13 protein-coding genes, 1 pseudogene and 1 riboswitch are annotated in these 15,661 nt (G+C 34.3%); of the genes and pseudogenes, 3 read left to right on the plus strand and 11 right to left on the minus strand.

Translation table 11 applies throughout. The features are described 5' to 3' along the window. Positions 1-362 precede the first annotated feature (362 nt). Both G7Y65_RS03775 and G7Y65_RS03780 read right to left on the minus strand, forming a co-directional pair. The gene (locus G7Y65_RS03775; protein ID WP_165314647.1) at positions 363-977 is read right to left on the minus strand and encodes a hypothetical protein; all 615 of its coding nucleotides are present in this window, start codon (positions 975-977) and stop codon (positions 363-365) included. Positions 978-1,087: 110 nt separating this feature from the next. Then, positions 1,088-1,267 carry a hypothetical protein gene (locus G7Y65_RS03780; RefSeq protein ID WP_141926751.1) on the minus strand — a complete coding sequence of 60 codons (180 nt, stop codon included), beginning with the start codon at positions 1,265-1,267 and terminating at the stop codon, positions 1,088-1,090. 220 nt (positions 1,268-1,487) lie between these two features. Here G7Y65_RS03780 and G7Y65_RS09580 point away from each other — a divergent pair. Beyond that, positions 1,488-2,190 (plus strand): annotated as a pseudogene (locus G7Y65_RS09580) (IS30 family transposase). Between the two features lie 507 nt (positions 2,191-2,697). Here G7Y65_RS09580 and G7Y65_RS03795 read toward each other — a convergent pair. Beyond that, positions 2,698-3,879 carry an MFS transporter gene (locus G7Y65_RS03795; protein ID WP_137600529.1) on the minus strand — a complete coding sequence of 394 codons (1,182 nt, stop codon included), beginning with the start codon at positions 3,877-3,879 and terminating at the stop codon, positions 2,698-2,700. 19 nt (positions 3,880-3,898) lie between these two features. Beyond that, positions 3,899-4,900, minus strand: coding sequence for a LacI family DNA-binding transcriptional regulator (locus G7Y65_RS03800; protein WP_042494017.1), 1,002 nt, complete (start codon positions 4,898-4,900; stop codon positions 3,899-3,901). 197 nt (positions 4,901-5,097) lie between these two features. Here G7Y65_RS03800 and G7Y65_RS03805 point away from each other — a divergent pair, with 197 nt between their 5' ends. Both G7Y65_RS03805 and G7Y65_RS03810 read left to right on the plus strand, forming a co-directional pair. Next, positions 5,098-6,471, plus strand: a complete 1,374-nt coding sequence (locus G7Y65_RS03805; protein WP_042494019.1) for an SLC45 family MFS transporter — start codon at positions 5,098-5,100, stop codon at positions 6,469-6,471. 63 nt (positions 6,472-6,534) lie between these two features. Next, positions 6,535-8,220, plus strand: coding sequence for a glycoside hydrolase family 13 protein (locus tag G7Y65_RS03810; protein ID WP_042494020.1), 1,686 nt, complete (start codon positions 6,535-6,537; stop codon positions 8,218-8,220). A 67-nt stretch (positions 8,221-8,287) separates the two neighbouring features. Here G7Y65_RS03810 and G7Y65_RS03815 read toward each other — a convergent pair whose 3' ends face one another. From G7Y65_RS03815 to G7Y65_RS03845, 7 genes are all read right to left on the minus strand, one after another. Continuing rightward, positions 8,288-9,082, minus strand: coding sequence for a TraX family protein (locus G7Y65_RS03815; protein ID WP_042494022.1), 795 nt, complete (start codon positions 9,080-9,082; stop codon positions 8,288-8,290). Between the two features lie 474 nt (positions 9,083-9,556). Continuing rightward, a complete protein-coding gene (locus tag G7Y65_RS03820; protein ID WP_042494024.1) occupies positions 9,557-10,831 on the minus strand; it encodes an OFA family MFS transporter in 1,275 nt (424 codons plus the stop codon). A gap of 228 nt (positions 10,832-11,059) precedes the next feature. Then, on the minus strand, positions 11,060-11,359 hold the full coding sequence (locus G7Y65_RS03825; protein WP_042494026.1) for an MTH1187 family thiamine-binding protein: 300 nt from the start codon (positions 11,357-11,359) through the stop codon (positions 11,060-11,062). A gap of 58 nt (positions 11,360-11,417) precedes the next feature. Beyond that, the gene (locus G7Y65_RS03830) at positions 11,418-12,038 is read right to left on the minus strand and encodes a TenA family protein (protein WP_052348446.1); all 621 of its coding nucleotides are present in this window, start codon (positions 12,036-12,038) and stop codon (positions 11,418-11,420) included. Continuing rightward, entirely contained in the window at positions 12,038-12,853 is an 816-nt protein-coding gene (gene thiD, locus G7Y65_RS03835) for a bifunctional hydroxymethylpyrimidine kinase/phosphomethylpyrimidine kinase (RefSeq protein WP_042494029.1), read from the minus strand. Before thiD ends, G7Y65_RS03830 begins: the two co-directional genes overlap by 1 nt. Before the next feature lie 69 nt (positions 12,854-12,922). Further along, a riboswitch (TPP riboswitch) is annotated at positions 12,923-13,020 on the minus strand. 49 nt (positions 13,021-13,069) lie between these two features. After that, positions 13,070-14,491 carry a Sapep family Mn(2+)-dependent dipeptidase gene (locus G7Y65_RS03840; RefSeq protein ID WP_042494032.1) on the minus strand — a complete coding sequence of 474 codons (1,422 nt, stop codon included), beginning with the start codon at positions 14,489-14,491 and terminating at the stop codon, positions 13,070-13,072. A 186-nt stretch (positions 14,492-14,677) separates the two neighbouring features. Continuing rightward, entirely contained in the window at positions 14,678-15,625 is a 948-nt protein-coding gene (locus tag G7Y65_RS03845; RefSeq protein WP_165314648.1) for an AEC family transporter, read from the minus strand. Between the last annotated feature and the right edge of the window lie 36 nt (positions 15,626-15,661).

Here is a 15,661-nt window from a genome sequence, read left to right on the forward strand (position 1 = left end):
TTGATAATACCTAGACCAATTTAAGTTGACATAACCATGGTTATAGTTAGTTGTTGATTTGACGGGCTTGTCAATGGTTTGTGCAGTTACGTCAATTCACAAACTTATTTTTACGCTGGCAGCCAAGTTCACAAGCAGAAAATTTCACAATCTAGACCAATACTTATATTCAGACTAGGTATTAATGAGATTTGACAAATCTAATCGTATTACCTATTAACACAGCTATCCAAAAGATAAGCAAATATATTTTGTTGGCTAAAGTTAGGGTTAATAAGCTATGGAAGAAAAATGAGCCAATAATTAATAAGATAAAAATCCATCCCATAACCTCAACGCTATCAGTTAAAACTTTTTTCATGTTATTGAATACCTGCATTTCCTACTAAAGCACCTACAGCATAATTATAGTCAAACCAAATTCCTGACGTAATTTTATTAACGTTCAAACCAACAATTCCACAAGCTGCCTGAATAATTTTAGCAGGGGCATATACACCGCCAACTACAGCGACAGCAGTTTTAAGTGTGGGTTTACTCAAATAAATACATGCATAGTTCCAATGAAATTTTATATCTGTTTTACCAGCAGCTTTAACCAAATTATTATTGCTGTCGGTAATAGTAAATGCATTGTCCTTAGGATCTTCAACGATAACGTTATCACTACTTTGAAGAGATTTTCTAATTGCGTTATTTGTAGCAGTTATTTGTGCTTCTGTAGATTTAAATTCACTATCGGTAACAACATTCTTGATATTTGTGTTAAGAACAAACTGATTATTGGTTGTATTAAATGAAACATACGGGTTAGCAATTTTTTCCAAATAACTTGGAATTATTTCATTGGAATTTTGTTTGATTGAATCTTGTCCACTTACTTTAGTGGTATCCGCAGATACTGGATCATGAAATAATAAGCTTCCACCAATAACTGTAGTTGCAGTAGTTATGACTATTGTTGATACTTTATTCATTTTGTATACCTCCTCTTTTTTCAATTCGGATAAATAATATACACTACATAAAGTATCAAAAATAACATGGTTAGTAAAGAAAATGATACTTATATATTATTTGGTGGATGTTATTGCCATTTTTTGCGCACGTAACGCCATGACCAACCAAGACAGAAGGCAATGCCACAAAGTAACCATGTTAATAAAATCATGAACAACTTTCCTAACAGGCCTAATACTAACTTAGCAATGTCTAAAATAATACCAAATATATAGGCGACGATTTTGATAGCCCAGCCAAACAACACCTAAAAGATTGCAAAGAAGATAATTAAAATGAAGTAGGGCATCAGGGGCCTCCTTGTTGACATATGTATCATTGCTGTGAAAGGTATTCTATGTCCATTTTTATACGGTTAGATGAGTCTTGAGTTTTTATCCGACAACGTCGTTAAAGCAACACTTTATAATGGGATATTGAACAAGGAAAATACTAATCAAATTTAAAAAGATGAAGGGGTGTCAACTATGCATCAACTAATTTCATATGAAGAACGAATTAAAATCGAATTACTCTTAAAAAAGGTTATACTTTAAGTAAAATAGCTGAAAGATTAAAAAGGTCTCGTTCAACAATTATCCGAGAAGTCTGGCGGGGGACAGCCGACATAAATCGGATAATTTGAAATATCCAACTAATCTGATTATTGGACAACGAAGAAGTATCAATGAACGACCAACGTCAATTAATAAACGTCGCGCTTTTGGGCATTGGGAAATGGATGGTGTAATCATCAGGGATCCTTATTAATTACTTTTGTTGAACGTAAAGCACGTTATCAAGTGGCCATTAAAGCGAAATCCAAAAGCGCTTTGGAAATCGTTAGAGTGCTTAGTCAATTTGAACGGCAGTATGGGTAATATGTGAAATTAATCACATGTGATAATGGTCATGAATTTGTGAATAGCCGTGTGGTGAAGTTTATTTTGTGTTACTTAGGTGATTTATATGTTGCCAATACTTATGCACCCTATGAACGTGCTACCAATGAACGCACTAATCGTAACTTACGCGCCAGTGTTTAGTAATATCACACAACAACAAGTTAACCAAGTAATCGATGAGATTAACAGTAAACCATTGACACATGCCGTTAAAAGTCAACGGTCACCAAATTATCTATTTAAACGTGCCACAAGACGTTTAAGAATTAGAACAACGACGGTATAAAGTATCAGTATCATAGAATTATTAAAAAATATTGTTTATAAGCGGCCTGATAGCTATGTGTAAAAAATAGCATGATGAGGTTGATTTTTGTGTGCTTAAAATAAAAGTTTGATTTTTACGAGTTTAATTACATTAGAACTAAAATAGTTACAAAATTATCGTAAAAAGTACAAATTCAGTCTAATGAAGTGTAAAATGTCATTAAATTGTTAAAAACATGGCTAAATACTGACAAAAAACACTTTGTAAGTGACAAAAAAACGTCAAAATTATGAAGTGTTAACTTTCGATAATATATATTATGTAAACTAGAATAAACGTGTTTTTATAGACGAATATTTTGTTATTGATTTTAACCAATAACCCCTTTTATGTATCCCGATTTATTGCGGTTTATAGCAATTTAAAAACTAGTATATTTTTAATAAAAAACTTTTCTTTTATTATTAATTATCAATAAAAAATGATTATACGTAGTCTAGTATAATCATTTTTTACTTTTATATCCTATTTATTTGAAAATTGACTAAATGGAATTTTATAGCTGGTAATAATCATAATGATCACAAATATGAAAATATATAACGGAAAATAACTCGTAGATAACTGACTACTGATAATGCCAAATAATGGTGGCAAAAACGTTGTACCTAAGTAGCTACTAGCCATTTGGAATCCCATAATCGATTGGGAGTTTTTCTTACCAAATGTTGTTGGTGTCGCATGGATTAACGATGGGAAAACTGGTGCACAGCCTAGGCCGATTACCAATAATCCAAATAATGCTGTAATCTGATAAGGTATAAACAATAATATTGTACCCAGTAAAGCACTAAACATACCAATATGAATAAGTTGTCTATCCGTAAAATAATCGGCAACAAAGCCTGATATTAAACGACCGACGGTAATACCTATATAAAATAAAGATGCAAACATTGCTGCGATATCGATGCTAATATGTCGTGATGATACAAAAAAGGTACTAGCCCATAGTCCACTAGTTTGTTCGACTGCAGCATATGCAATAAATGTTAATAATGCTGGTATGATACCTTTAATTGTACGAATAGGTTTTTTTGTTGTGATTGTCATGGGCTCTTTTAAATTGTCCGTTAAGGTGGTTTCTGATTGCGTATGTTCTACTTTACGCCATTGCGGAAAACTAATCACAATAATAAGTGTAATGATAAGTTGAATAATGCCAATTATTTTGTATCCCAGTTGCCAATTATGTTGATTAGTAAGTGCAAATCCCATGATGTATGGACTTAATGAAGCTCCGATTCCCCAAAAAGCGTGCAACCAACTCATATGCTTAGATGCATAATGGATGGCAACATAATTATTCAAAGTTGCATCAATTGCACCAGCACCTAAACCATAAGGTAATGCTAATAACCAGATGATTGTAAATGAATTAAATATAGAGAACCCCAGTAATGCAATGGCTGTTAAAAGAATGCTGGCAGCTGTAATGGTACTCGCACGAAACTTTTTACTTAAAAAACCAGCAGCCAAACTAGATATGACAGTCCCCACTGAAATTGTCATTGTAATAATACCGGCGTATGAAACTGGCACATTTAAAGTTTCATGCATCGCTGGCCAAGCTGATCCAATCAGTGAATCAGGTAATCCAAGACTGATAAAGGCGATATAGATAATTGGTAGTAGTATTGAAAACATTAACGCCCCCTTTTGTTTATTACTTAATGTCTAAGACACTATCACGTTCAATTAATTTAGTAGGAACATAAATAATTTGTTGCTGCTGGTCGATACTATTTTCAATAAAAAGATTCATAGCAATGCGACCAATTTCCGCAAAATTTTGTTGAATGGTCGTTAGTTGTGGTCGACTCATTTCAGTTAGTTGGAGACCATCAATTGTCACAACTGATAAACTATTTGGAATACTTTTATTTGCATCATTCATTGCATTTACAATGCCGACACCAACAAGATCGGCCGTTGCTATTGCTGCAGTAAATGGTAATGCATTAATATCATACCCCTCTGTCACACTTTGATACCCCGTTTCATAACTGTGGTCATTACCATAGAAAAAAGCATTTTCAGTTGTTAATTGGTGTTGTTTCATAGATTCAATAAAATTGCGTCGACGAACACTTGAAATATTTGTTGTTAATTTTGTATCCCCAATTAGTGCAATATTAGTGTGCCCCTTTGAAACTAAATGATCTACTAGTGTATCCATCATAATAAATTCATTTGAAGTAACTGCAGAAATATGTTCATTTAATATTGTGGTCAATGAAATGATTGGAATACTTTGTGTCGTTAATTGCGCCATCATCCATGCCGGAATATCTAGTGATAATAAGAATACAGCCCCCACTTGCCGAGTTAATAATGTGTTAAAAACTTGCGTTTGATGCGCTTCGTTATCATCCAGATATGTTATTAATAATTCATATCCGGATGCAACAGTTGCTTCATATAATCCTTTAATAATTTCATCTGCGAAATTTGTATGAATTAATGGTACAACAACGCCAACAGCTCGACTTTTTTTACTAGCCAAGTCAGCTGCACTTTGATTTTTAAAATATCCCATTTCTCGGGCAATTTCCCGAACTCGCTTTGCAGTAGTTTCACTGTAACGCCCACGATTAGTGAGAATTCTTGATACAGATGCAACTGATAAATTTGCCGCCTGGGCGACGTCTTTTAATGTAACTACCATATATAACTCCTATATTAACTATGCTATTGGTATTATTATACACTGACTTGATAGCAAAAGTCGTTTAAGTGCTGCTATTTTTTATTTTAAATCACTAGTTGACATTTTTTATGCAAACGCTTACAATAAATTGCGTAAACGTTTGCATAAAACGTTTGGAGATTTGATGGATTTTTATAATATGAGGGGATTTTCGAATGGATAATCAAACTAAAGATGTAAATGTGGCACAAGACACTGTGTCACAGACTGTTAAACATCGGTTACCTGACCTATCAAAATTACAAATGTTTATGATGACATTTGGATACTTTGGAACTCAGATTGCCTTTTCAATGCAGACTGGAAGTATGGGTCGTATTTTTCAAACAATTGGTGCAGATCCAAATAATTTAGGGTTCTTTTTCATCCTACCACCTTTGGCAGGAATGATTATGCAACCGTTAGTTGGGTACTTTTCTGATAAGACTTGGTTGCCAAAATTTGGTCGTCGTATGCCTTATCTAATTGGTGGTACATTAGTATCATTTATTGTGATGTTACTATTGCCTAATGCTGGTTCATTTGGATTTGGATTTGGATCAGCTGCAGCACTTTGGTTTGGTGCTGTTACAGTGTTGTTTATGGATTTGGCATCAAACGTTTCTCAACAACCATTTAAGATGATTATTCCTGATATGGCTAATGAGAAGCAATCAAATTCGTTATGGTCGATGCAAAATGTTTGGGGTAGTTTAGGTAGTTTGGTTGCCTTTGTATTCCCATTTATCTTAACTGTTTCAGGTATTGCTAATACTGCGCCACGTGGTGAAGTACCAATGTCTGTTAAAATTTCATTCTATGCTTCAGCAATTATCTTGGCATTATCAGCTATCTTTACAATTAAGAATGTTAAAGAGTACACCCCTGAAGAAATGGCTAAGTACCACAACATTTCTGAAGAAGAACAAAATGAAAAAGCATCAATTATGAATGTTTTGCGTAGTGCACCAAAGGTATTTTGGTTACTAGGTATTGTTGAATTCTTTGTTTGGTTTGCTATTCCTTATATGTGGACATATTCAACGGGTGCTTTAGCTGAAAATATTTGGCACGTAACTGATCCTGCTTCAGCAGGTTACCAAGAAGCTGGTAACTGGTTTGGAATTGTACAAGCAGTTTATTCAGTTGTTGCTATTATTGTTGGTCTATTCTTTGCACGTCTTACTAAGAAAACACGGCGTCCTGCATATACAGTTAGTTTGATTTTAGGTGGTATCGGATTTTTGATGATAGCATTTGGAACAACTAAGCTATCTTCTATCATTGCCTTCGCATTGTTTGGAATTGCTTGGATTGCTTTAATTACAATTCCATTTACAATTTTGACAAATGCATTAGATGGTAAACATGATGGTATTGTTCTAGGGTTGTTTAACTGCTTTATTTGTATTCCTCAAATTGTGGCATCTTCAGTTAGTTTCTTGATTTTGCCAGCACTTGGTGGTTCAATGGCTAAGATGTTTATTATCGCCGCAATTGCCTTCTTTATTGGTGGTTTGGCAATTTGGTTAGTTCGTGATGATGTTTAAGCAGTGTTATATTATATAGTGTAAAAATAGTTTATTAATACAATGATTTTATAGGAGGTCATAATGACAGAAGAAAATATTAAGTGGTGGCAAAAGGCCGTTGTTTATCAAATCTACCCTCGTTCATTCCAAGATACTAATAATGATGGTATTGGTGATTTGAAGGGTGTTGAACAACATCTAGACTATGTTAAGAAGTTAGGTGCTGATGTTATCTGGCTAAACCCTGTTTATGAATCACCAAACAAGGATAATGGTTATGATATTTCTGATTACCAAAGTATTAACCCTGAGTTCGGTGACATGGCAGAATTTGATCGCTTGCTGGCAGCAGCACATGATCGTGGCTTGAAAATTGTAATGGATTTGGTTGTTAACCACTCTTCTGACCAACATCAATGGTTTATTGAGAGTCGTTCAAGCAAAGATAATGATAAACGTGATTTCTATATTTGGCGTGACCCTGTTGATGGTCATGAACCAAATAACTGGGGATCATTCTTCTCAGGTTCTGCATGGAAGTTTGATGAAGAAACCGGGCAATACTACCTTCACCTCTTTGCTGAGGGACAACCTGATTTGAATTGGGAAAACCCAAAGTTGCGTGATACTATTTGGGATATGATGAATTGGTGGGTTGATAAGGGAATTGACGGTTTCCGTATGGATGTTATCTCTTTGATTTCAAAGCCTGATGGTTACCCTGATGGAAAAGTGCCTGAAGGTGATGTATATGGTAACTCAAATCATGCTGTTGCTAACGGTCCTCGCGTTCACCAATACTTGCAAGAAATGCGTGATAAGGTATTGAATAATGCTGATATGATGACGGTTGGTGAAGCATCTGGTGTTGATATTGAGAATGCCAAGCAATATGCTACTAATGATGGTTCAGAACTAAACATGGTATTCCAATTCGAGCACGTTGAATTAGATGGTAATCCAAATGATGCCTTAGGTAAGTGGTATGATGAACGTGTTTCATTACCTAAGCTAAAGGAAAACTTAAGCAAATGGCAATATGAATTGGATGGCAAAGCATGGAATTCACTATACTGGAATAATCATGATCAACCACGTGCGGTTAGCCGTTATGGAAGTGATAAGCCTGAATTCCGTGTTGTATCAGCTAAAATGGCAGCTACCCTCCTACACTTTATGCAAGGAACTCCTTATATTTATCAAGGTGAAGAAATTGGGATGACAAATGCTTATAACTTAGGCTGGGATGACTTTAATGACATTGAAATCTTAAATGCTCGTGAATATCTGGTTAATAAAGAACACTTGATTGACGATGATACTTTGCTACAGTATGTTCATTATAAAGGTCGTGATAACGCACGTACCCCAATGCAATGGACTGATGGTAAGAATGCTGGCTTTACCGATGGTACGCCTTGGCTAAAGATGAATAATAATTTCGATGAAATTAACGTAGAAGCTGCATTGTCTGATGAGGATTCAGTATTCTATTACTATCAAAAGTTGATTCAATTGCGTCATGACTTACCAATTATCACAACAGGTCACTACCAATTATTAGATCCAGAAGATGCTGAAGTCTACGCTTATAAGCGTGTCGGTGATAATGAAGAGTTATTAGTTATTAATAACTTTACTGAGAACGAACAAACACGTGAGTATGAAGTTCCTGAAAATGCAGAAGTATTGATCAGTAATTATAAGGACGATCAAGGTTCAGTACTACGACCATTTGAAGCAAAAGTTTACCGTTATACAAAATAGTTATATATAAATAAAAGTAAGCAATACATGACAAAATGTCGTGTATTGCTTACTTTTTTGCAATTAATTAATAAAGCCATGCGGCAAGTGCGTATAGAATAATGATATGGGCTGGATAGAAAATATAGAAGAAGTACTTCATACCGCGTCCCTTTGCCCCACTGTATAATGCAATCGGGATAATAGCAAAAATCATTATCCATTGTGACAATCCTAGCAAACCGTAAATAAGCGCCACAACAGCAATGCTTAATAATTGTGCCCAACGAACATTACGAAAAATGTACAGTACAGGAATTAGGAGTACCATAATACTGTTTTCTGCTAGTAGAATGGCTGGGTTTAATGCAAGCAAGACTTGCATAAGTAACATTTGACCAGTTGAACCGGCTGATGACATGAGAGGTAACATAATGACTGATAACAAAAATGGTATTAAGAATAGTGCAATACCAAGTGCAATATGTTTAGCTGCCTGTCCTTGTTTTACTTTTTCGAATTGATCAATACCAGCCATAAAAATCGTTCCAATAAATAAATCACGGAAAATATTATTAATTAGTTGTACTTGTTCAAAACCAATAATATGTTGTGTTAGATTCATTAAAATTGCCATTACAACCATGCTAATATATAGGCGAAGCATATACCCCTTTTTACTATGCGTGTATGAATAGCCAAGAACGGTTGTGAAAAAGAATAATGTTGCGACAGGACGACCAAACCAATCTAACCAATTAGGTGCACCTAGTGGCGCAAAAGTTTGATGAAAATGGTCAATGACCATTAAAATTAAACCAATAACTTTAATATCAAAGGTTGTTAACTGGAACAAATGTCCTTTTTTTGTTTGTGTTGACATAAAAAATCTCCTATTGAAATATCATCTAAAATAATTATTTTGAATCAAAGCTTATCACAAATGATATTATACAAGAAATAACATATAAAAAGCTACTTTTTTTCATAAAAATAGCTTTTTATAATTGTGTATAACGGTAAACTTTTGCTTCAAATGGTCGTAGCAATGAGGATAGTTTTAATATGGCAACTATAGATATATGATACCCCCCTACACTTAGGTAAATTACACAACGTTAATTACAAAGCCGTTACGCATTATTAGATTACTACTTGGAGATAGGCCGCCTAATAAAATATGGTCAGAAGATGGCAAGCAACGAATAGGATTATTAAATGCTAACTTTATGGATTTACTAACTAAAAAAGCTTATGAATCTAACAAAATTGTTAAATTCATAAGCTTTATTTCTTCTGGACAATTTTGCGATTTTTCACGCTATTTGACGTAGAAGTTTTATATTATATAAATTAATTAACCACGATAAACTGGCTTTTTAATGAATAACCAAATTAGTAATGAAATAACCAACATCACAAGATAAACATTAAAGACAACAGATAGATTTCCGCCAGCTAATGAAAGAATAACAGCACCAGCTAAACTTCCAAAACCAAATCCTTGATAAATCAAAGAATAATTTTGACTATGATTCTTTAGCCCAAAGTAATCACCGGCCATTGTAGGATAAACTGTAATTGTTCCACCGAAGAAGAAACCAACTGCCATCATGGCTGTATAGAATACTGGAACGCTCAAATGACTACTAAATGCTAATGTTGCAACTGCAATAAATGTAACAGCGTATGAAAGAATAAACATTGGCTTACGACCAAATTTATCAGATAATGATCCAATTACGAAACGACCAACAGTATTAGCAATTGCAACTAAAGCAACAATATTCGTAGCTTGTGCAATGTCTAATCCAGCTAAGTTGGTTCCCAAATTAGCTGCAATTCCAGTTAGGTAAACTGACAAAGAAATTGTTAACAAGGTAATGAATAATAGATAAGCTTGCGGTGTGCGAAGCATCTCACGAGTTGTAAATTCGTGATGAGTTGGATCGTCTGTGGCATTTGTCGTCTTGATTTCAGGTGCATCATGAATAAGCATTGCACCACCAACAATTAGTAGCATTGATAACACACCCCAACCAATTAAAGCATATGGTAAGTTATGGACAATGTTATCGCCTAAAATAGCTGAATCAATGTATTTAAAAATAAATGAACCCAAACCATAGAAAGCAACAGAAATACCTGAAATTAATCCTGTTTTTTCAGGGAACCACTTAATAGCATTTGAAAGAGTTGCCATATAAGCAATTCCATCAGCTGCCCCTAGCATAACGCCAACAGAAGCGTAGTATAGCCATAGTTGATCTGCCGAATTAACTCTTGATGCAATAATTGTTGCTAATCCAAATATAATTCCTGCCGTAATCGTCACCTTACGAACACCAAATTTTTTAACTAGCGTACCCACAAAAATAGTTGATAATGATAATGATAATGCCCCAATTGAAAAAATAAGTGAAATTGAACCCAGATGAGGTTGAACGGCAGCAGGATTACCTGTTTTAACGTCAATAACTAATTGATCAAACATTTGTAATATTGGGGTATTAAAAATGCTCCATGCATAAAAAGTTCCCACACCCAATTGCACAAGAATAGTACCAAAGATGACTAGCCAACGATTAACAACTTTTGGCTGCCCCTTTGATGACGACATTGTAGTTTGCATAATAAAAAAATCTCCTAAACCCTTAAAATAATTGCGAACGCTTGTGTGTAAGCGTTTACCTTTACTAATATAGTGCCAAATTTAGGATTTGTCTATAAAAAAAGCATAAAAAAGCGGAATTTTAATATTATTGTAAAATAATATACATGATGTATATATAATTAAAAGAAAAAAATGCTTTTACTATAAAAATAGCGCTACTAATTTGGCAGATTAGTAGCGCTATTTTTAACCTTCTAATTTATGATTAATCTTTTGCAATTTGGTTTCAATAGTATTTGTATGTCCTGGACGAATATCAGCGTTTAAAGAAACATAAGCACGAATACCCTTATCAGTTAATGTTTCAATTGCTTTTTGAACTGTATTCATCACATCAGTCCATTCACCTTCAATTTCCGTGCCCATAGCTGTTGTTTTGTATGTTAGACCAGAGGTTTCAATGACACCAATGATTTCATCAACATAACTACTTAGTTCATCACCAACACCAAATGGTGCGATTGCGACTGAAATTAATGTATTCATTTAAATTTTCTCCTTTTCTGTAATCAACATATTTTTATTATAGCATTCATTGCATAGTTTATTGTTGGGCAGCATGTTCCCAAAATGATAATTCAAACTGATACGAAGTTAAATAAGTATTTAAATAACGTTTTTGGTCATTTACTGGTAATTTTTGCCAATCAGGTATCTGAGCATCAATAACTTGCCAACTCCACTGTGTAAAATCTTGGTATGCTGAGCTCGTGTAGTACTCTAACCAAGGTGAATAAGTGTTATGAGCGGTCGTATTTAAATAACGCTTACCAATGAGATGATATGATTCAGTACATGGTAATAGAGCCAACATTGCATTAGTTGCGTCACCAGACATAATTTCTGTTTTCATATGGTCTAAATAAGCTAAATTATGATCATCTGGTGGGATATTAAGCATATTTGGACTAGCTAATAGAGCATCATGCGCTACTGTTTCGTCTAAAGTTTGTGGTTGTGTACTTTGTTGCTCTGTTGTTAATTTAGTAATCGTCAAATCAAATAAATGACTAAATTCATCTGTATAATAACTATCTTGTGCAACATAATAATCGCGTTGTTGCTGTGATAAATTATTAAAACCAATGCCCTTTACAAATGATGATTGATAAATGTCATTTAATATTGGTTCAGCTTGTTTTAATAAATAATTGTGAAATTTCATTATTCACTCTCCATGGTTGTTTTAACCCAATGATTTAATGGTCCGTGTCCATGACCAACATTAATTGTTTGTCGAATGGCTTCATAAGTAAACTTTTTAGCTTTTGGCATAATTATTTTAAGGTCATATCCTTTGGCTAAATTGGCCGTAATAAAGGCTGATAAGGTATCACCTGTACCATGTGTACGGTTTGTATTAACACCAGGCATGACGAGCCATTCAAAAGAACCATCTTCATATAAAATATAATCTGCATAGTTGTTTTCAGAATTACTGCGATGACCGCCTTTAATTAAGACGTTTTTAGCGCCCATTTTTTGAATTTTTTTGGCAGCTTGCTTAACATCATCATCTGTTATGATAGTTTGATTAACAAGAACTTGGGCTTCAGGTAAATTAGGTGTGATTAAATATGCTTGGGGAATTAATTCGTTAATCATCGTCGAAATTGCCTCATCGCTTAATAATTGCGCCCCACCTTTAGCTACCATAACAGGATCAATCACTAGTTTTCCTAGCTCATAATGTCGCCACTCTTTCGCAACGATATGAACACGATTTGCATCTAATAATGCACCTGTTTTGGCAGCTTTGATGTTTAAATCATCAGCAATACTTTTAAACTGTTCACTAATAAAATCTGTTGGAATTGCATACTGGTTTTGGACACCATATGTGTTTTGAGCAGTTAAACCTACGACAATCGTTGCGGCATAAACTTGTTGATTGTGAAAAGTTTTTAAATCAGCATTAATGCCGGCACCGCCACTTGAATCAGTTGATGCAATTGTAATAACTTGTGGTACTTCTAACATGATTTCCTCCCAAATATGACAATAAAAAAACACAGCTACCAGGAAATATCTGGTCTCTGTGTTCTAAATCGCATTTTACCATTACTTTCCTTCGTTAGCACTAACTAAACAGGTTCAAAGGGTCCGATAGTAAATCGTCTCAGCAGAATGCTCCCCTAGTAAATTATTTAATTGTTATTTAATTATGACATGGGTTTTAATGCGGGTCAATATTAATTATAAGTTATCGGCTAGTGCTAAGATTTCTGCAATTAAAAGATGCATACCTGTATCATAGTTGTCTAAGTTAAATGATTCATTAGCTTGATGGGCTAGAGAAGGTTCAGATGTTGGAATAATACCAAAGCCGACACCGTTAGGCATTAAACGACCAAATGAAGCGCCACCATTAATTCCTTGTTTTGGTAACTCACCTGTAATTGATTGATATGCTTGCGCTAATAAAGTAACCAATTTATTATCCTGACTAACATAATGTGGTGTTAAACCTGCTGGATCACGCGTGATTTTAGATAACCATGGTTCATCTTGTAATATTTGTTTAACAGTTTTGGGTTCATTAAAGGCTAATGAATAACGGAAGTTTAGGTTGATGTGCCCTGTTTTAGTCGCAACAAAATCCGTAATACCAATATTTTGACTAGTTTTACCTAATTTCGGTTCTGCTTTACCATATCCTGACTTCTCACCAAATGGATCTTCATGTAGAGTCTGACCAATAAATTGTAAAAATTTAGTTGCATTGCTACTAAAATCAAAGTTATTTAAAAAATGAGCTAAGTAGGTTGCAGCATTTTTACCAGTTTCAGGTCGAGCAGCATGGGTTGCAACACCTTGTAAGTTAAGTTTCACAAAATCATCTACAGCACTAATATTTCCAGATAAGTTTACCGTTTTAAGATAATGATTATACAGTGGTTGTAATGTATCAACCTCAATACCAGCTACCGTTGCAGTTGCAAACCCAGGAAGCACATTGGTTGCAGTACCGCTATGAAAATTCAAAAGTTGTACCGGATTATCAGCATTATTTGAAGAATCAAAGTATAAATCTAATTGACTAATCCCCTTTTCCCCATATGATAAATTGGCTGAACCATCAGGAGAAAATCCGTAATGCAAAGGACCCTCTTCTGCAAAATATTGGTGCATATCAGCCCATTCACTTTCTTCATCGGTACCAATGATAAAACGGATTTGATGTTTCAATGGTATTTTTGCATCTTGAATGGCCTTAATTGCATAATAAGTTAACATAACAGTTGACTTCATATCATCAGCACCGCGTGCATATAAGTGATTATCTGTTTTAACTGTTGGCGTAAATGGATCTGTTTGCCATTGATCAAGATCATTAACGGGAACCACATCAACATGGACGATGACACCAATAGGTTGTGTATCATTTTCTGGTCCAACATAGATAAAACCAGCTCTGTTCCCCACAGTGCCAATATTTTCAAAGCCATCACGCTCAGCAATAGCCATCATGAAATCTAATGCAGCTTTTGGTCCTGGACCATAAGGTGCATCTATAGTGGCTAACGCATCATCACGAACGGAGGGAATTGCTAGTAAATTTTTTAAGTCTTTTAACCAGTCTGCATAGTAAAGCTGTGTTTGTATTGTATTCATCATAATAGTCCCCAAAAAAATATTTGATAATGTTATCATCATACTAACAATAAATGTAAAAATATGCAATATATGACAATAAAAAAGATTAAAAAAGAGAAAATATACATATAAATTGTATATTGAATGTTATTTTGTATAAAAAAAGTGGTTGTTCATGAGAGAACAACCACAGTCTGTACTTATAAATTACGTAATAATGAACATAATTATTGGAATAACGATTAACATTAATAAAGTTGTCTGAGTAATGGTAATAGAGGCAAACTTATAGTCAGCATTATAATGTAATGCCATAATAGCAGCATTGGTCATCGCAGGCATGGCTGCTTGTACGATGAATACTTGTTTTAGCAAGACAGGTAAATCAAAAGGCAGCATAATCAATGCCATTGTTATGGGAGCTAAAACAAATCGACTTAAAGATAAGGTTATTGTTTCTAGGTTAGGTAACAAGTCTTTACGTGGTGTTTTGGCAATCGCAAAACCAATAAAGATAAGCGCTAATGGCACATTAGTATTACCTAATTCAGTTAAATCTGTCACTAAAAAAGGTGGTAATTTAATGTTTAAGAATACAAATGCCAATGAAATGACTAGCGCAACCATTGGTGGATTAAAGATACCTGATAAAGTTTCACGCCAATTGAAGTGTTTGCTGTGATTACCATCGATAGAAATCATATAAACACCAATAGTCCAAAAAATAGTGGTATTCGCCATATAATAAATTAAAATGTATGGCAGACTTTTTGTACCAAATAAGGCCATATTGACTGGTAGTCCAACTGTAATTGTATTGGAATTAAACAATAATGACTGAAAAAGCCCCCTATGTTTAGGATCTACATGGATTAACTTGACGATAAAAAATGATAAGACTAGTAATAACAGCATACTAGCAATGGGAAAAAATAGATTTCCGCCCATCGCTATTAATGTTTTAGGTGTAAAGTCTTGTGGAATATGTACGATTAAGTACGCTGGCATTGCAACTTTGGTAATGAAACCAGATAAAAAATTGCTGATGCGCCCATCATCATCGTTAAATATTCCTCCTTTGACCAAAAAAAATCCTAGGGCAACCAAACCTAAGATCATTAAAACGCCGGTAATACTACTAACTAATGCGTCCATTAGATTGTTGATACCTTCTTTCCTAACAATATAAAT

The organism is Weissella sagaensis, from assembly GCF_010306265.1.
In the GTDB taxonomy this organism is placed as follows: Bacteria; Bacillota; Bacilli; order Lactobacillales; family Lactobacillaceae; genus Weissella; species Weissella sagaensis.